Raw genomic sequence first — 17,292 nt, forward strand, 5'->3', positions numbered from 1 at the left:
CGATACCGGGTGCGCCCGCCCGGGCAGGGACCGCTAAAGAGCACAAGAACGTGTGATGTCTCGCCCGGTGGCCCCGGACATCATCGGTGCATGCGGAACGCGAAGGCGGTGACGCCCCTGTACGTGCAGGTCATGGGCCCGCTGCGGGTCTGGCGCGATGAGGTCGGACGAGACGCCGGGCCTCGCCAGCAGCAGTGCCTGCTGGCGTTGCTGGCGGTCCTCCACGGCCGGCCGGTCAGCATGGGCGACCTGGTCGACCGGCTCTGGGGCACCGAACCGCCGGCCAGTGCGGTCAACACCGTCCACAAGTACGTCGGCGGGATCCGCCGGCTGCTCGAGCCCGGCCTGCCGCGGCGGGCGTCCGGGGCGTACCTGACCCGGGACGGCACCGGATACCGGTTCATCGGCGCGCCCGAGACGCTCGACCTGGTCAGGTTCCGGAGACTCGTAGCCGAGGGGAAGGCGGCCGCGGTGCGCGGACACGCCGATGGGGCACTCGACTCCTACCTGCCCGCGCTGCGGCTCTGTCAAGGAGCCGCCGGTGTCGCGCTGGCCGGCACCGAAGGGGCTCTGGCGACGTTCGCCGCCGTCGACAGCGAGTTCTTCGACGCGGCCGTTGACGCGGCGTCGATGGCCGTCCGGGCCGGACGGGCTACGGCCGCACTGCCGGCGCTGCGGCTGGCGGCGGAGATGGGCCGGCTCCACGAACCCGTGCACGCGAGTCTGGTGACAACGCTCGCCGCCGCGGGCCACCGGACCGAAGCGCTGGCCCGGTACCGGAAGATCCGCGACCGGCTCGCCGACGAACTGGGCATCGACCCGGGCCACGAACTGCGTGAGGTCCGGCAGTCCACGCTCCTGCGGACAGCGCCCATGGCCGTACGTCCCGCGCAGCTGCCGCCTGACCAGCCGCTCTTCAGCGGGCGTGCCGGCGAACTGCGGCTGCTCCGCGACCTGACCCGCGATCTGCGCACCGGTGGCCGGGCAGGCCCGATGATCGTCGCGGTGGACGGGTTGGGCGGGGTGGGCAAGTCGGCGCTCGTGACGCGGTTCGCGCACCTGGTCGCGGAGGAGTTCGCGGACGGTCAGCTCTTCCTCGATCTCCGGGGACGCGATGGTGTCCCGGCCGCCGAGGGGCTGCGCTGCCTGCTGTACGCGCTCGGCGTACGCGCGTCGGACTTCCCGGACACCGCCGCCGCGCTGGTGGGCATGTACCGCAGCCTCACCGCCGGCCGAAATCTCCTCCTCGTGCTGGACGACGCCCACGACGCGTCACAGGTCCGTCCCCTGCTGCCGAACTCCGGGGCCGGCCTGGTCCTCGTCACCAGCCGCAGACCACTCATCGGCCTCGCCGCGTCCGACGGCGCACGCCTGATCCGCATCCACCCTCCCGACCTGCCGGAGGCCCGGGAACTGCTGCGCCGCAGACTCTCCGCGCTGCAGGGCCCCGGTGCCGGTGACACCGGCACGCAGACCCTCGACGAGATCGCCGAACGGTGTGGCCGGATGCCGCTGGCACTCGCCCTGCTCGCCGCCCGCCTCGGCGCCCGCCCGCACCTGCCCGACCCACGCCCATCCAGGAGCGGAGCCCCTTCATGAAGACCAGCCAGATCGCGCCACTGCACGTGCCGCACGACAGAGTCGACCTCGAGGAATGGATCTTCTCCCTCAGCGACGAGGACTACCGGGCGGCGTCACCGCAGCATCGTGCCGCCGGTGTGACCTGCACGAACGGGGTTCGCGGAACCGTCAACGTCGAGTCGATCGGCGGGACGCTCATCATCCAGCACTACCGGGAGGTCACCGCCGACGCCGGGGGCTTCGAGCTGCTGTCGGAACGCAGCAGGGCATACCTCTTCCACCTCTTCCCGGCCCGCGCCGAGGTGCGGTGGACGATGGCCGTCGAGCCGGGCAGCAGCGGCGCCTCACACCTGCGCTGCACGGTCGAACTCACCCTGTCGCCGCTGCTGAACCTCCTGGCGGCGACGATCGCGACACCGTTCTTCGTGCGCCGCCACGTGCGGAACGAGATCGCCGGGTTCGCCCGCGACATCGAAGCCAAGTACGCCCACCAGAACGTCGCCGGCGACGGGGGTCGATGATGGTCGTTCTCGTGACCGGCGGTTCCGGGTATGTGGGCGCCCATTGCATACGGGCTCTGGTGAGCCAGGGCTACAAGGTCCGCACCACCGTACGCAGTCCCGGGCGGGCGCAGTCGGTGCGGGCGTTGCTGGAACCCGGTACGGACGTGTCGTTCGCGGTGGCCGACCTGACCTCCGACGCCGGCTGGGCTGCGGCGGCGGCCGGCTGTGACGCCGTTCTGCACGTGGCCTCACCGTTTCCTGGCAAGTCCCCGAGACGGCCCGATGACCTGATCGTGCCGGCGCGGGAGGGCACACTGCGGGTGCTCCGCGCGGCCCGTGACGCGGGTGTCCGGCGTACCGTGCTGACGTCTTCGTTCGCCGCCGTCGGGTACGGCCACCGTGACTACTCCCGGGTCTTCACCGAGGCGGACTGGAGTGACCCGGACGGCCCTGACCTGATCGCCTACTCGCGCTCGAAGCTGGTCGCCGAGCGGGCGGCCTGGGACTTCGCCGAGAGGTCGGGCGGCGGGATGGAGCTCGCCGTGATCAACCCCGTCGGTATCCTCGGCCCGCCGCTCGGCCGGGAACTGTCCGTCTACGTCGCGGTGATCGGGCAGCTGCTCAACGGCGAGCTTCCGGCCCTTCCCCGGCTGAACTGGGGCGTGGTCGACGTCCGCGATGTCGCCGATCTGCACGTGCGCGCGATGGTCGCGCCGGGCGCCGCGGGGGAGCGGTTCGTGGCCACCGCCGGAACGACGTCGCTGCCGCAGATCGCGGGTCTGCTGCGGGCGCGGCTCGGCCCAGCGGCCCACCGGGTGCCGGACCGTACGGTGCCGGACTGGGTGGTCCGCCTCAGCGCGCGGGTGAGCGCGCGGTTCGCGACGGTCGTCCCGGACCTCGGCGTGGTGCGCGAGGCATCCAGCGTGAAGGCGCACGAGCTCCTGGGCTGGCAGGCCCGGCCGATCGAGGAGACGGTCCTGGACACCGCGAGCGGCCTGGCGGCGCTGGGCCTGCTCCGGGACGCCGGCGCGAGCGGATCGGACCGGAGGTTGCGGAGTTGATCCGGGTATCGTGCCGGCTGCAGCTGCTCCATCGGGGCCGATCGACCACTTCCGGCGGCGACTACGGCCAGCAGCCGTAACGGCCGGGGCTGCTCACGCCGCAGTGCTGGGTGAGCCCGCGGCGCTGGGCGCGGCCGCGCGGTCGGGGGCCAGGAGCAGGAGGGACAGCAGCAGTGGAACGCCGAGTCCCACCAGGTTCCCGATCGCGTGCCACGTCGAGAACGCGCTCAGGTGCAGGGCGTGCCAGAGGAAGTGCTCGGCGTTGAAGATGAGCCAGGCGCCGCCGGCGACCCGCAGCAGCGGGAACGCCGGCCGGCGCCACGTCCAGACGCTGAGGACGGCGAGGGCCAGGTAGAGGCCGCCGACGTCGCGGACCAAATGCTCGTTGTACGGGCCCAGCGCGGACACCCAGCCCCAGCCGGGCGACGGGAAATCGCGGTAGAACGACGCCGGGAACGCCGCCGCCCAGGTGCCGACCACGGTGGCCAGCACGGCCAGCAGAAGCACGCACACGCGTTTGCTGCGGAGAGTCATACGCCCAGGACGATCACACCCGGCCGGACGTGACAAGGCCCACTTGCTTTGAATTCGAAGCATGCTACTGTTCGGAGGTGCTTCGAACTCGAAGCAAAGTGAAAAGGGAGCTTGTCATGAAGGCAGTTCGATTCCACGAGTACGGCGGCCCGGACGTCCTGCGCTACGAGGACGTCGAGGTGCCCGTGCCGGGTGCCGGGCAGGTGCGGCTGCGGGTGGCCGCGACCACGTTCAACGGCGTCGACGCGAACATCCGCGGCGGTTTCATGCAGGGCCCGATCCCCGTCGAGCTGCCGCACACCCCGGGCATCGACGTCGCCGGGACCGTCGAGACGCTCGGTGACGGCGTCGACGGCCTCGCCGTCGGCGACCGGGTCATCGGGTTCCTGCCCATGGCGGGGGTCGGCGCTGCCGCTGAGTACGTGATCGCACCTGCCGAGGTCCTGACCGCGGCGCCCACCACGATTCCGCTCGCCGACGCAGCCGCGCTTCCGGCGGTCGGGCTCACCGCCCGGCAGGCGCTGTTCGAGCACGCCAAGCTCACCGCCGGGCAGCGCATCCTGATCAACGGGGCCGGTGGGGCAGTCGGCCGCTACGCCGTCCAGATGGCCGGGAGCGCCGGCGCGCACGTCATCGCCAAGGGCAGCCCGCGGAGCACCGCCGCCACCGAGGAGCCGATCGAGCCGGTCGATGTGGTGCTCAACCTCGCCCCCGTCGAGCCCGCGCAGCTCGCCGCGCTCGTCACGCTCATCCGTGACGGCGGCACCCTGGTGAACACGACCGTGTGGATGCCCGCGCCCTCCGACGACAAGCGCGGCGTCACGGGAATCAACATGTTCGTCCGCAGCGACGCCCGTGAGCTCGCGCAACTGGTCGCCCAGGTCGACGCCGGTCAGCTGCGCGTCGACATCGCCGAGCGGGTCCCGCTGGCCGAGCTCCCCGCCCTGCACGCCCGAGCCGCTGCGGGCGAACTGCCCAGCGGCAAGATCATCTTCACCCTCTGAGCCGTCACCCTCTGAGCAAGGAGAAAACCATGATTCCCGACGACGACCCCGACCGTACGCTGACCGTGGCCGACCCCGCCGATCCCGCGACGACGTTCGTGTCCCTGGTGGGCAACACGTACGCCATGCTGGTCACCGGCGAGCAGACCAACGGCCGGTACTGCCTCATCGAGATGCGCGTCCCCGACGGAGGTGGCCCGCCGCCGCACCGCCACGACTTCGAGGAGATGTTCACCATCCTCGAAGGGGAGATCGAGTTCACCTTCCGCGGCGAGAAGCACGTCGTGGCAGCCGGGTCCACGGTCAACATCCCGGCCAACGCACCGCACAACTTCCGTAACGTCTCCGGCGCCCCGGCCCGCATGCTCTGCATGTGCACCCCCGCCGGCCAGGACGAGTATTTCCTGCGCATCGGTGACGTCGTCGACGGCTGGGACGCTCAGCCCCCGCAGAAGTCGGCCGAGGAGCAGGCCGACCAGCGCCGCCGGGCAGCGGAACTCGCCGCGACGTATCGCAGCGAGTTCCTCTGAGCCGGTTGTGGCCCGTGATGCTGAGCCGGTTACCGCAGGCCGAAGGCCCGGGTGATGCGCTGATCCACGCTGTTGCCGGCGGTGTCGCGGGCCGTGGTGCGCAGGGTGACGAACCGGGCGGCGCGAGGTGCGGAGATCCGGGTGCTCCAGCCGCCGGCCCGGGTCCTGAGCGTCGTCCGGTGCCAGGAGGCGCCGTCGTCGTACGAGACGTCGACCGTCACCGCCTTGATCGTCCCGGGCCCGGTTGCGGACACCAGGGTGGAGGCGCCGACTCCCAGCTCGAAGGTGCGCTGCACCTTGCCGTCGCGGTCGGTGTCGACGGCGTAGTCGAGCTGGATCAACGGCGGCGAGACGACCGTGCCCGCGGCCACGTCACCGGAGGTGAACGCCCACTCGGTGCGGGTGCTCGTGGAGTACGGCCCGGCCCACGAGCCCCGGTCGTTCTCCGACACCAGCCGGTAGGGGAGCCGTTCGGCGGTCAGCGGGCCCGCCACCAGCAGCGGGCTGTACCGGTCCGCCGAGCTGACCAGCTTGTCCCCCTGATAGAGCGCCATCCGGTTGTCCACAGCGGGGTTGTCGTTGGTGCGTCCCGCGTGCGCGGTGCCGGAGTCGCCCCAGCCGGAGATGTTCGCGAACAGCCAGCCGCCCTCCTGCCGGAACACGCTGAGCCCGGTCGGCTCGTCGACCAGCCGCGGCCGCTGCACCGGCCCGAACCAGCGCTCCGGGTGGGCCGACCCGGCCTGGTACGCGACCGGTGCGGAGTGCTGTGACTGCTCACCGGGGATCAGCACGTCCGCGACCCACTTCTCACCCGCGGTGACCCAGTCGGTGCGGTCGCCGCGAGCCGGGGCCTCGGCGTATTCCAGGGAGGCGGTGGAACCCAGCGGGTCGGTGTCGGAGCGCTGTTCGAGGGCACGACCCGGCTGCCAGTTGCGGAACGACACGTCGGCCCGCGCCAGGTTGCGGGACGTCGCGCGGTAGGTGAGGTCCGCGGGAATCGTGCCGCTGTAGTCGGTGACGAGGTCGTACGCGTACTCGGTGGTCGGGTGTGAGGTGACGTCCAGCCGTACGTTCCGGCGGGTCATCAGTTTTTCGCCCTCGTCCCTGGTGAGCGTGGCGACGGTGAGCGGTGGCGGGCCGGCCGGCGCCCACACCGATCCCGGCCAGGGCGCGAGCCGTCCCGTGCCGTTGTTGACGACGAGCAGGAGCCGGGCCCCGGCCGCCGAAGCAGCAGCAGCCCGGTCCTGGATGGTGACGGTGTCGCTGTTCCGGACGATCAGCGCCTTCCCGCGTACGTTACCGCCGGTGACGACCTCGAGGCTGCGCACGCTTGCCGGCAGCGGTGTCGCGCCGCGCTGGACCCGCAGGTCGTCGTACCCGGCGACGGTCAGCGCGGGCTGGGTGAGGCGCCAGCGCGCGGCCAGCGTGAACCGGCCCTGCGCGGCCTTGCCGGTCGGAAGCACCCAGACACTGTCGTAGTCCTGGCCCGGGTACCACGCGTCCAGCCATGGGCTCCCGGCGACGTCGCGGATCAGCTCGAACCGCGAGGAGGTCACGGTCGACTGCTGCGGTGTGGTCGCGGTGGATCGGCGGGCTCTGGTCGCATCGAAGACGACCGTACGGTCCTGGTTGAGCTCGATGTTGGTGATCGGGAGCACCGCGAGGCCCTTCGAGCCCGGCCCGTGGGTGCCCTCGACGTCGGTGCTCAGCCATGCCGTGTACGTGTCCGCGGGCAGGCGCAGGTCGAGCGTACCCGTGGCATCGATCTGGTGGGTCGACGTGCTGTCCTTGCCCAGCAGCACGAGCTGGCCGGCGACGGGCTCACCCGCACGGTCAAGAGCCTTGAGAACCAGATGATGGCGTACGCCCTCCTGGCCCACGGCCACCGAGGTACGCAGCCCGCCCCCGTCCCCGGTCGCCGTCACGAAGCCGGAGAACGCCTGATCGGCGGGAACCTTGGCGAACGACGTCGTCGCGGTCACCGAGGCCGTGCCGTGCGCCGGAACCGTGATCTGCCCGGCCGACAACGTGATCAGGTCCAGTGAGGACGACAGCGCGAGCGTCACCGGCACCGCGCCGACGTTCGTGTAGGTGATCGTCCGGTCGACCGGTCCCGTGGGGGCCGTCGGGTAGTCCGGGTAGCCGAAGTTGACCGAGCCGGTGGCGAACACCGGCGCGCTCGCGGCGGCGGCCGCGTCCAACCGGCCGGAACCGCCCTGGTACGCCGTGACGTCCGGCGTCGCCTTCGTCGTGCTGACCAGCGCGTCCTTGACCTGCTGCCCGGTGAGCCCGGGGTGCTCGGCGAGCAGCAGTGCCGCGGTGCCGGTGACGTGCGGCGCGGCCATCGACGTGCCGCTCATCGACAGGTACGAGCCCTCGCCCTCCTCGATGTAGTGCGACCGGGCGGCCAGGATGTTGGCCCCGGGCGCGGTGAGGTCGGGCTTGAGCGCCCGGTCGCCGAGCCGCGGCCCCTGGCTGGAGAAGAACGTCACCAGATCCTGGTTGTCGACCGCGCCGACGGTCAGCGCCGCGTCGGCCGCGCCGGGCGTCCCCACCGTGTACGCACCCGGCCCGGAGTTCCCCGCCGAGATCACGAACAGCGCACCGGTCTCCGCGCTGAGCTCGTTGACGGCCACACTCATCGGATCGGTGCCGTCGGTCGGATCCGCGCCGAGGCTCAGGTTGACGACGCGGGCGTGCTGCTCGCGCACCGCCCACTCCATCCCGCTGATGATCCACGAGTCCTGGCCGAAACCGTCGTCGCCGAGCACCTTGCCGATGTGCAGCCGGGCCCCGGGTGCGACACCCTGCTCCCTGCCCGCCGAGGCCGCGCCGGTGCCGGCGATCGTGGACGCCACGTGCGTACCGTGACCCTTGCCGTCCTCGATCGACTCACCGGGCACGAAGGACGCAGTGGCAGCCACCTGGCCCGCCAGATCCGGGTGCGCGGTGTCGATGCCGGTGTCCAGCACGGCCACGTCGATGCCGGTGCCGACGTTGCCTTTCTGCCACACCTCGGGGGCGCCGATCTGCGCGGTGCTCTCCGCCAGGGCCGCCTCGGCCTTGCCGTCGAGCCAGACCTTCTTGACGGTGCCGCTCTGCAGGCTCGCCTTCGCCTTCGTCCCGCCGGCGATCGAGGAGAAGAACGCTCCGGACCGGTCTGCCGTCAGTGCCGCGCCGCCGATACTTTCGAGCGGGCGTACGTCGCTCGTGCCGCTCAGCGCTGCCCGGGACTTCGCCGCCGTGCCGTTGTAGGTGACGATCAGCGGGATGCCAGTGCTGTGCGCGTCGTCGTAGCCGTCCGCCACCAGCTCGGTGACGTTGAACAGGTGCTCGTCGAGCAGCCCCGAGGCCAGGTGGGGCAGGACGTCGTGCGGGTAGACGTACGTGTCACCGCCCTGACGCCCGGTGAGGAACCCGGTCAGCCGACCCTGAGGATCTCGCACCTGCACCCCGCCGTCGGCGGCCGTGGTGACCTTGTCACCGGTGATCAGGGTGACGGTGCTGGCCGGCTTGCTCGACGGCGGTGGCGCGGCGGGCGCCCCGGCAGCGGACGCGGCGGCCGGGGCGATGGTGAGCGGCGTGGTGACGAGAACGGCCAGCCCGATTCCACGCAGGCGTGACAGTGACAACGGAACCTCACGATGATCGATGGGGTGTCACCGCACACTATGGGGACCGTTTATTTCGGACTGATCTCGTAACTTTCGTCAGCGGTGGGACTTGAGCCAGCCCCGGATCTCGGTGATGACCTGCTGGTCGGGCCCGGCGAACTCCGGTGTGAACTTCGGGGTGATGTTCATGGTGTGCGCCATGCCCGGGTAGATGACGATCGTGTGGTCCTTGTTGCCGGCCGCGGCGACGGCGGCGTCGGCGACGAGCGCGGCGCGGGCCGGGGTCTGGATGTCGTTCTCGCCGTTGAGGAGCAGCGTCGGGCCGGAGAACTTCGGCAGCGCCTGCGACACCGTCGGGAAGCGGGCGATGTCCTTCGCGTAGCTGATCGTGTAGGCGTCCAGGTCAGGCAGGTTCGGGTAGAGATCGATGTGGGTGATCTCGCGCAGCACCACGCCCGCCTCGGCGTCGATCGCGATCCGGCCGTCGTGGTTGCTGTCCGTCGCGGCGGCGACCTTCCGGCCGTCGAGCAGGACCGGGCGGAACTGGTCGGCGACCTGCGCCGGCTGCCCGATCAGGCCGTCGGCCGCCTCGGCCGCGGTCAGCTGACCGTCGCCGTCGACGTCGAACTCGTCGTGCAGCTGGGCGAGCAGCCGGCCGTAGATCTGGAACGTCAGCAGCTGCTTGATCGGCAGGCCGACGACACCCATCTCGACCACCCCGGCCGGCTTCGGGATCCCGAACTTCGTGGGCTCGGCGGCGAGGTTGGCGGCCACGTTGGTGCCCTCACTGTGCCCGAGCAGGAAGATCTTCGACGGGTCGACCCGCGGCGACCGGGCGGCGAACCGCACCACCGCTGCGGCGTCCTTCTGGATCTGCTCGTACGGGTTCTTCGGCTGCAACTGGGCCGGATCGGTGCTCTCGACGGGGCCGATATCGCTCACCCCGCGCTTGTTGAACCGCAGGGTCGCGTACCCCTCCCGGCTCGCTGCCTGCGCGAGCGGCACGAAGGTCGAGCCGTTGCCGCCGGGCAGCGTCTGGTTCATGTCGTTGTGCCCGCTGCCGTGCAGGAGGACGACCACCGGCAGTCGGCCCTTCGCGTTGCTGGGGTAGGTGAGCTCAGCCTTGGTGACCCAGCCCTTGCCGAAGTCGATGCTCACCTGCTCGCGGGTGATGCCCTCCCACCCGGACCGCCCGGCTGCCGCGGGGGCCTGGGCACCGCCGGTGGTCGTGCCGGTGACGGAGTCGGCGTGGGCGACTCCGACGCCCGCGAAGAGGATGGCGGCGGTCGTCACGCCGATCGCCGCGTTGCGGTATTTCGTCGTCTTGGTCATGCCGGAAACGCTATTCAGCACAGCGGCGCCGATCGATCCCGGTAACGGGCCTCCTGAGGTACAGCTGGCTGTACCAGATCCCGGGCGTACTGCCTCACCACCTCCGGGGCGTGGGCGGCGCCGGCGTTCAACCGGCTAGGTGCTCGCGCAGCACGTCCTGGAACCCGGCCATGGTGGGGTTGGCGGTGTTGCGGTCCAGCCAGGTCATGGTCAGATTGGTACGCAGGTCGGTGTCCTCGCTGTGCACCACCGCCACCTCGCCCCGGGCGACCTGGTGGCGCACCGACAGCAGGGGCAGCAACGCGAGCCCCATGCCGGCCGCCACGCACGCGCCGAGCGTGCCGATGCTGGACACCTCCGCGACGGGCTCCTTGGCGCCCGGCCCGAAGACCTCGTCGAACATCTCCCGGAAGCCGCAACCCTGCTCGGTGGCCAGGAACGGCTCCGCGCTGAGCTCGGCCAGCCCGGCCCGGCCCCGCTCGGCCAGCGGGTGCTTCGGCGGCACGATGACCACGAGCGGCTCCTCGGCCAGCGTCTCCGACCGCAGCGACGGGTCCGGCGGGGGAGTGCCGAACGTCAGGCAGAGGTCCAGATCGCCGCGGCGGACGGCACCGTACAGCTCGCCACGGTTGTGGTGGCCCAGCCGCACCCGCATGGCGGGATGGCGTTCACGGTACTCGGCGAGCACCGGCGGCAGCAGATGCACGCCGACCGTTTCCAGGGCGCCGATCGCGAGCCCCGTGCCGGGCCGGGAGACCGCGAACCGGGCCTCCTCGAGCAGGGTGAGGATGCGGCCGGTGTACTCCGAGAGCACCACGCCCTGCGCGGTCAGCCGGAGCTGCCGCTGGGAGCGGTCGAGCAGGTCGACGCCGAGCTCCCGCTCCAGGACCTGGATCTGGTCACTGATGCTCGACTGCGCGTAGTGCAGCTCCTTGGCCGCCTGCGTGATGCTCAGCGTCCGGGCGACGGTCTCGAACGCCCGAAGATTCCTCAGCTCCACGCGCCCGGCCCCCTGTCCATCGGCTCAGCCGATGATACCCAGCGGTCCTTCCGGGCTTCAGCGACGGCGGATCGGGCGCGCGCTCCGGTTGAATCAGGAGCAGCTGTTCCTGGCGCGGGTGCGCTGAACACCCGCGATTTCAATGGTGGGAGAAACACATGGCAACGCAGGCGGGGCCGCAGCCCGTGGTGGCGGCGGAACGGTCGCAAAAGCCGTCGGGTTCGTTGCTGATCGGTCTTTCCCTCGGCTACTTCATGGTGTTGCTGGACCTGACGATCGTCGCGGTGGCGTTGCCCGCGATCTCCCAGAGCCTCAACGTCGGGCTGAGCGCCCTGGAATGGGTCACCAACGGTTACACCGTCACGTTCGCGGCCCTGCTGCTCACCGCGGGATGGCTGTCGGACCGGTTCGGTGGCAAACGGATCTTCCTCATCGGACTGGTCGCGTTCGGGGTGCTGTCCGGTGCCTCCGCCGCGGTGAACAGCCTCGGCGCCCTGGTGGGGCTGCGCCTGGCCCTCGGCGTCGCCGGCGCGCTGCTGCTGCCGGCCTCGCTGGCGATCATCACCAACGCGTACACCGTCCCGGCGGAACGGGCCCGCGCGGTCGGCTCGTGGGCGGCCATCACGGGTGCGGCGCTCGCAGCCGGCCCGGTTGTCGGTGGCCTGCTGACCGAGTCGGTCGGCTGGCGCGCGATCTTCCTGGTCAACGTGCCGCTCGCGCTGATCAGCCTGGTGATCACCGTGCGGCTGGCCTCGGAGACCGCCCGCAAGTCGCGCAGCGGGCTCGACCTGACCGGGCAGCTCAGCGCGGTCGTCGCGCTGGCCGCGCTGGTCTACGCGCTGATCGAGGGCCCGGCCAAGGGCTGGACGGACACCGCCGTGGTGGTGGCCTTCGCCATCGCGGTCCTCGCGGCGGCGATCTTCGTCGGCGCCGAGATCCGGGCCGGGGACGCGGCTATGCTGCCGCCGCGGATGTTCCAGCGGGGTGGCTTCACAGCCGCGCTGGTGGCCGGGCTCCTCGCCAACTTCGGGCTGTCCGGTCTGCTGTTCGTGCTGTCGCTGTTCTTCCAGGACAGCCGCGGATACTCCGCGTCGGTCGCCGGTCTGGCGTTCCTGCCGCTGACCATCCCGACCGCCATCAACCCGATCTTCACCGGCCGGCTGGTCGGCCGGATCGGCCCGCGCGTCCCGGCCACGATCGGTTTTGCCCTCATGGGAGTCGGCGCGCTGATCCAGGCGCCGTTCACCGGTGATTCCGGGCTCGCCCTGGCAGCCACGGTGGTGGGTCTGCTGGTGTTCGGGTTCGGCATCTCCTTCGCGCTGCCCGCCCTGGTCGCGGGGGTGGCGAGCACCGTTTCGACCGAGTTCGCCGGCATCGGCGCCGGCACGCTCAACTCGGCCCGCCAGGTCGGCGCCTCCCTCGGGGTGGCCGTCCTCGGTGTGGTCCTCAGCCAGGCCTCGTCCAACGCCTCCGGCACCCGTCTCGCGCTGATCGTCGGCGGGGTGGTGCTGCTGGCCGGTGCCCTGATCGCGGGCACCGGGCTGCGCGGGCGCACCCCCGCATAGCGGCGGCGGGCGCGTTGTGGGAGCGGCCGGAGATCGACATACTGCCTCGCATGGCAGATGTGGTGGTGCTAGGGGCAGGGGCCGCGGGGCTGGCCGTGGCGGCCCAGCTCAAGGCGCGTGGGGTGGAGGCCGTGGTGCTCGAGCGGGGGCCGGGGGTGGCCACCAGCTGGCGGGGACGCTACGACCGGCTGAAGCTGCACACCGTGCGGCAGCTGTCCGGCCTCCCAGGTTTTGCCATTCCGCGGGGATACGGGCGATGGGTGCGCCGGGACGACCTGGTGCGTTACCTGGAGGCGTACGCGCAGCGGTTCAAGCTCGACGTGCGGACCGGGACGACCGTCGAGCGGATCAAACCGGGCGCCGCCGGATGGTCGCTGCGGCTCGCGGACGGGTCCGAGGAGTCGGCGCGGACCGTGATCGTCGCGACGGGTTACCTGCACACGCCGCAAGTGCCGCCGTGGCCCGGGCTGGAGACGTGGCCGGGCGAGCTGATTCACTCGGCGGCGTACCGCAACGCCGAGCCGTTCCGCGGTAAGGACGTGCTGGTCGTCGGGCCGGGCAACAGCGGCGCCGAGATCGCCACGGACCTGGCCGAGGGCGGTGCCACCACGGTGCGGCTCGCGATCCGCACGCCGCCGCACATCGTGCGCCGGACGACCGCGGGCTGGCCGGCGCAGCTGAACGGGGTGCTTCTGGGCTGGCTGCCCGAACGGATCTTCAACGCGGTGGCCGCCGCGACGGCGCGGATGGAGCTCCCGGACCTGCGGAAGTACGGTATCGGGCGCCCGGCCGTAGGCCTCAAGACCCGGCTGCGCACCGGGCGTTACGTGCCGTTGCAGGACGTCGGCATCGTCCGTGACGTCGTGGCGGGCCGGGTGCTCCCGGTCGCCGCCGTGCAGGGCTTCGACACGATCTCGGTGCTGCTGGCGGACGGCACGAGCGTGCAGCCGGACGTGGTCGTCGCCGCCACCGGCTACGGCACCGGGCTTCGCGAGCTGTTCGAGGACCCGTCGCTGGTCGACGAGACCGGCGTGCCGCTCGTGCACGGCGGCGCGCCCGCGCGGCCGGGGCTGTTCTTCATCGGCTATGACGTGACCCTCGGCGGCATGCTCCGCCAGGCCGCGATCGAGTCCCGCCGCGTCGCCCGTACCGTGAGCCGGCTGGAGAAATAGCGCACCGTTGCATCGACTCGTGTCAGGGCCGGAGCCCGGGTGACAGCATCGGCGGCCATCGTCCCGGCCGGGGCTGGTGGCGCCACATACTTCGGTCATGAAGATCGTGGCAGCGGGTGTGGTGGCGGTCCTGGCAGTGGGGGTCGCCGGGTGCGCGAACGGCAGCCCGGCAGCCCCTGATCCGGCTGTGGCCGCCGCCCCCGGGTTTCCGGCGCAGGCCGCACTCGCGGTGCTCGCCGCCTTCGATCAGGCGGACTCGGTGGCATCGGCGGCGGCTGATCCGGCCGGGTTGAAGGCGCAGGAGGTCCCGCCCTCGCTGGACGTCAGTCTCGCCGCTGCTCACCGGGCCACCCTCGCGAAGCGCACCCCACCCTCCTTCGTGCACACCCAGCCCGGGTTCGCCGTGCCCGCGGGGGACGCGTCCTGTTTCCTTGTCGTGGCGTCGCTGAAGGTGACCGGCACCGAACTGCCGCTCTCCGACGTCACCCAGTTCGTCCGGCAGGAGGGCGGCGGCTGGAAGGCGAGCCACAACGTGGGCGTCGGCCAGAGCGGGGTCGCCCAGGCCCGGACGCTCGCCGGGAGCACGGCGTTGCCGAGCACCACCGCCCTCGACGACGTGCGGCGCAAGGATCTCGAGACGGAGGTCTTCGCCCGTACCACCGCAGCGGACAGCCCGAACCTCTCGGTGCTGGCGACCAGCAACCTGCTCGACCGCCAGTTCGCCGCGGGGTGGGAGGTGTACCAGCAGCAGCTCGGCGGTGCCGGGATGACCGCCGCGCGGGAGTTGCGCGAGGCACAGTGGTCGCAGTGCGCAGCGCGTACCGATGCGGGGGTCTTCGCGTTTCTCACTCTCCGCGCCGCGGACACCGTCTCCGGGAGCAAGGGTAAGCCGGCCGTGCTGGCGCCGCCGAGTCCCGACCTTGCCGGGCTGGGCCGGACCGGGCCGGTCAGCGCTTCCCGCATCGTCATCTCGCGGGTGCAGGTGTTCCTGCTCTTCGTACCCGCCGCCGCTGGGCAGCCGGCCACGTTGCTGGGCCTGACCGACGCGCCCACCGCCCTCAGCACGAGTTGACGGACGCTCTGCCGCGGGGCCGAGGACGGCTGAATGTCATGCCATTCACGGATCGCGGCCCGAGGTCTGTCCACAATGAACACCCCGGGGAGAGGGAGAGAGCCGATGCGGCTTCCAAGGGTCCGAGCGGATCATCTGCCGGTCCGGCTGACCGGCCCGGCGGGTGACTACCTCGTCGTGGTGGGAGAGACGCGGCATCTGCTGGTGGAGGACCCGATCGCGGCCGAACTGGCCGGCCTGCTCGACGGTGCGACGGAGACCGCGCAGCTCGTCGAGGCACTGGCCGGCCGATATCCGAGACGTGACGTGGCGGCGGCGCTGCGCAGGCTGATCCGGCTCGGCGTGGTTGCCGACGGCCCCACCACCGCACCGGTCGAGGTCGCAGCCGCGTGGGATGCCCGGGGTGTCGACCCGGACGTGGCCCAGCAGTCCTGGGACGTCTCCCTCGTGGATGCCGGGGCCCCTGATTTCGCGCTGCTCGAGAGCAACCTGCTGGGTCTCGGCGTGAAGGTCACGCAGGCGGCCGGACCGATCGTGGTCGTCGCCGCCGGTCTCACCGATGGGCGCCTCGACGCCTTCAACCGGGCCCGGCTCGCCGACGGGCAGGGCTGGACGCTGATGCGCCCGCACGGGTCCACCCTGCTGCTCGGCCCGCACTTCCTTCCCGGGGAGACGGGCTGCTGGGACTGCCTGCGGGTGCGGTGGACGGAGAACACGCCCGTCATCGCGTACCTGGACAGCCTGCGCCCGCTGGAGCCCCCGGCCGACCCGGCCAGGGCGAGCATCCCGGCGACCGTGGCGATCGCGGCCGGGATGCTCGCCGCCGAGCTGCCGGTCCTGGCGATGACCGGGCGGTCGCCGCGGCTGACCGGGCGGCTCGTCACCTTCGACACCGTCACGCTCACCGGGGAGGGCCATGATCTGGTCCGGCAGCCGCACTGCCCCTCCTGCGGCAGCCCGCCGGAGCCGGGTGGCCGGATCGCCCTGGAACCCACCCCGGTAGCGGTGTCGGCGGACGGCGGCTCCCGGTCGACCGGCGCCGAGGAGATGTATCGGCGCCTTGCCCACCATGTGGACCGCTGTCTGGGGGTGGTGACCCGGCTCGAACCGATGGAGGACTACCGCAACGGGCTCACCTACAGCTTCGGGGCCGGGCACAACTTCGCGCTGCCCCGGGGGCCGGCGATGCTGCGGACCAACCTGCGCGGACTCTCCGGGGGCAAGGGACGCACCGAGGTGCAGGCGAAGGTGTCCGCCATCGGGGAAGCGGTCGAGCGCTACTGCGGGGTCTGGCGCGGTGATCGTACGACGGAGAACGCCGCCTGGCCGGACCTGCCCGGTGCCGTGCCCCCGCGCGACCTGCTGCTCTTCTCCGATGCCCAGTACGCCGCCCGCGAACAGCGGGGCCACTTCCATCGAGTACCCCGGCAGCTCGCCGATGACCAGCCGATCGAGTGGACCCCGGCCTGGTCGCTCACCCACGACGAACCGCGGCACCTGCCCGCCGCCTACTGCTGGTACGGCCACCCGGACCTGACCCGCCTCGACGTCTGCGGCGCCGACTCCAACGGGTGTGCGGCCGGTGCGACGCTGCCCGAGGCGATCTCGCAGGGCTTCTGCGAGCTCGTCGAGCGCGACAGCGTGGCACTGTGGTGGTATCACCGGTCCCGGATGCCCGGGGTGGATTTAGCCTCGTTCGAGGATCCGTGGATCGACGGGCTCACCGGGTTCTACCGGCGCGAGCTGGGGCGGGCGCTGTGGGCGCTCGACCTGACCGCGGATCTGGGCATCCCGGCCTTCGCCGCGATCTCCCCGCGGCTGGACCGGGCGGTGGAGGACGTCCTGGTCGGGTTCGGGGCTCACCCGGACCCCGCCGTCGCGCTCGGCCGGGCGCTCGCCGAGGTCAACCAGTTCCTGCCGATGGTGGCCCGCTCGTCCGGCGGGCGGACCCGCTACGCCGTCCAGGACCGGGAGACCCTCGACTGGTTCACCACCGTACGCGTCGCCGACCAGCCCTGGCTGCGGCCGTCGGACGCCCCGATGACCACCGCCACCACCCATGCCGACCTGTCCAGCGGTGACGCCGCCGCGGACGTGAAGCGCTTCGTCGATCTCGCCGCAGGTGCCGGGCTCGACGTCATCGTGCTCGACCAGTCCCGGCCCGACCTGGAACTCAGCGTTGCCCGCGTGGTCGTGCCCGGGTTGCGGCACTTCTGGCGGCGGCTGGGGCCGGGGCGGCTGTGGGACGTCCCCGTCCGGCTCGGGCGTACGGGGACGGCCGGCGACGAGACGGCGATGAATCCGCTCAGCGTGTTCTTCTGAAA

At 71.8% G+C, this 17,292-nt stretch carries 13 protein-coding genes; 9 read left to right on the forward strand and 4 right to left on the reverse strand.

Annotated elements, in window-relative coordinates; genetic code table 11:
* Positions 1-90 precede the first annotated feature (90 nt).
* The 3 genes from Aco04nite_RS25115 to Aco04nite_RS25125 are packed head-to-tail and all read left to right on the forward strand — an operon-like array spanning position 91 to position 3,145.
* Complete coding sequence (locus Aco04nite_RS25115) at positions 91-1,599, forward strand: AfsR/SARP family transcriptional regulator (RefSeq protein WP_212999705.1); 1,509 nt, start codon at positions 91-93, stop codon at positions 1,597-1,599.
* Positions 1,596-2,102 (forward strand): hypothetical protein, encoded by a 507-nt coding sequence (locus Aco04nite_RS25120; RefSeq protein ID WP_212999706.1) that lies wholly within the window; start codon positions 1,596-1,598, stop codon positions 2,100-2,102. Before Aco04nite_RS25115 ends, Aco04nite_RS25120 begins: the two co-directional genes overlap by 4 nt.
* Positions 2,102-3,145, forward strand: a complete 1,044-nt coding sequence (locus Aco04nite_RS25125) for an NAD-dependent epimerase/dehydratase family protein (protein WP_280519378.1) — start codon at positions 2,102-2,104, stop codon at positions 3,143-3,145. The genes Aco04nite_RS25120 and Aco04nite_RS25125 overlap by 1 nt, the downstream gene beginning before the upstream one ends.
* Before the next feature lie 93 nt (positions 3,146-3,238).
* On the opposite strand, the gene Aco04nite_RS25130 is transcribed toward Aco04nite_RS25125, so the two are convergent.
* Positions 3,239-3,679: a hypothetical protein gene (locus Aco04nite_RS25130; protein ID WP_212999708.1), complete on the reverse strand. Its 441-nt coding sequence runs from the start codon at positions 3,677-3,679 to the stop codon at positions 3,239-3,241.
* A 116-nt stretch (positions 3,680-3,795) separates the two neighbouring features.
* On the opposite strand from Aco04nite_RS25130, the gene Aco04nite_RS25135 reads away from it, so the two are divergent.
* A complete protein-coding gene (locus Aco04nite_RS25135; RefSeq protein WP_212999709.1) occupies positions 3,796-4,683 on the forward strand; it encodes an NADP-dependent oxidoreductase in 888 nt (295 codons plus the stop codon).
* 29 nt (positions 4,684-4,712) lie between these two features.
* The gene (locus Aco04nite_RS25140; RefSeq protein WP_212999710.1) at positions 4,713-5,213 is read left to right on the forward strand and encodes a cupin domain-containing protein; all 501 of its coding nucleotides are present in this window, start codon (positions 4,713-4,715) and stop codon (positions 5,211-5,213) included.
* A 29-nt stretch (positions 5,214-5,242) separates the two neighbouring features.
* On the opposite strand, the gene Aco04nite_RS25145 is transcribed toward Aco04nite_RS25140, so the two are convergent.
* The 3 genes from Aco04nite_RS25145 to Aco04nite_RS25155 form a co-directional block, all read right to left on the reverse strand.
* On the reverse strand, positions 5,243-8,845 hold the full coding sequence (locus Aco04nite_RS25145; protein ID WP_212999711.1) for a S8 family peptidase: 3,603 nt from the start codon (positions 8,843-8,845) through the stop codon (positions 5,243-5,245).
* Between the two features lie 78 nt (positions 8,846-8,923).
* Complete coding sequence (locus Aco04nite_RS25150) at positions 8,924-10,159, reverse strand: alpha/beta hydrolase (RefSeq protein WP_212999712.1); 1,236 nt, start codon at positions 10,157-10,159, stop codon at positions 8,924-8,926.
* A gap of 127 nt (positions 10,160-10,286) precedes the next feature.
* Positions 10,287-11,159, reverse strand: a complete 873-nt coding sequence (locus tag Aco04nite_RS25155) for a LysR family transcriptional regulator (RefSeq protein ID WP_212999713.1) — start codon at positions 11,157-11,159, stop codon at positions 10,287-10,289.
* Between the two features lie 158 nt (positions 11,160-11,317).
* Here Aco04nite_RS25155 and Aco04nite_RS25160 point away from each other — a divergent pair, with 158 nt between their 5' ends.
* The 4 genes from Aco04nite_RS25160 (at position 11,318) to Aco04nite_RS25175 (ending at position 17,290) form a co-directional block, all read left to right on the forward strand.
* Positions 11,318-12,724, forward strand: coding sequence for an MFS transporter (locus tag Aco04nite_RS25160; RefSeq protein ID WP_244876276.1), 1,407 nt, complete (start codon positions 11,318-11,320; stop codon positions 12,722-12,724).
* 50 nt (positions 12,725-12,774) lie between these two features.
* Positions 12,775-13,896, forward strand: a complete 1,122-nt coding sequence (locus Aco04nite_RS25165; protein ID WP_244876277.1) for a flavin-containing monooxygenase — start codon at positions 12,775-12,777, stop codon at positions 13,894-13,896.
* Positions 13,897-13,993: 97 nt separating this feature from the next.
* A complete protein-coding gene (locus Aco04nite_RS25170) occupies positions 13,994-14,968 on the forward strand; it encodes a hypothetical protein (protein ID WP_212999714.1) in 975 nt (324 codons plus the stop codon).
* Positions 14,969-15,073: 105 nt separating this feature from the next.
* Positions 15,074-17,290: a TOMM precursor leader peptide-binding protein gene (locus Aco04nite_RS25175; protein WP_212999715.1), complete on the forward strand. Its 2,217-nt coding sequence runs from the start codon at positions 15,074-15,076 to the stop codon at positions 17,288-17,290.
* The last annotated feature ends 2 nt before the right edge of the window (positions 17,291-17,292 follow it).

The organism is Winogradskya consettensis (genome assembly GCF_018332715.1).
Lineage (GTDB): Bacteria > Actinomycetota > Actinomycetes > Mycobacteriales > Micromonosporaceae > Actinoplanes > Actinoplanes consettensis.

What these genes read in the sequence shown, in the direction of transcription:
- Aco04nite_RS25120 (WP_212999706.1), top strand. Translation starts at nt 1,596, where the DNA reads ATGAAGACCAGCCAGATCGCGCCACTGCACGTGCCGCACGACAGAGTC.
- Aco04nite_RS25135 (WP_212999709.1), top strand. Translation starts at nt 3,796, where the DNA reads ATGAAGGCAGTTCGATTCCACGAGTACGGCGGCCCGGACGTCCTGCGC.
- Aco04nite_RS25160 (WP_244876276.1), top strand. Translation starts at nt 11,318, where the DNA reads ATGGCAACGCAGGCGGGGCCGCAGCCCGTGGTGGCGGCGGAACGGTCG.
- Aco04nite_RS25170 (WP_212999714.1), top strand. Translation starts at nt 13,994, where the DNA reads ATGAAGATCGTGGCAGCGGGTGTGGTGGCGGTCCTGGCAGTGGGGGTC.
- Aco04nite_RS25140 (WP_212999710.1), top strand. Translation starts at nt 4,713, where the DNA reads ATGATTCCCGACGACGACCCCGACCGTACGCTGACCGTGGCCGACCCC.
- Aco04nite_RS25165 (WP_244876277.1), top strand. Translation starts at nt 12,775, where the DNA reads ATGGCAGATGTGGTGGTGCTAGGGGCAGGGGCCGCGGGGCTGGCCGTG.
- Aco04nite_RS25175 (WP_212999715.1), top strand. Translation starts at nt 15,074, where the DNA reads ATGCGGCTTCCAAGGGTCCGAGCGGATCATCTGCCGGTCCGGCTGACC.
- Aco04nite_RS25130 (WP_212999708.1), bottom strand. Translation starts at nt 3,679, where the DNA reads ATGACTCTCCGCAGCAAACGCGTGTGCGTGCTTCTGCTGGCCGTGCTG.
- Aco04nite_RS25115 (WP_212999705.1), top strand. Translation starts at nt 91, where the DNA reads ATGCGGAACGCGAAGGCGGTGACGCCCCTGTACGTGCAGGTCATGGGC.
- Aco04nite_RS25150 (WP_212999712.1), bottom strand. Translation starts at nt 10,159, where the DNA reads ATGACCAAGACGACGAAATACCGCAACGCGGCGATCGGCGTGACGACC.
- Aco04nite_RS25125 (WP_280519378.1), top strand. Translation starts at nt 2,102, where the DNA reads ATGGTCGTTCTCGTGACCGGCGGTTCCGGGTATGTGGGCGCCCATTGC.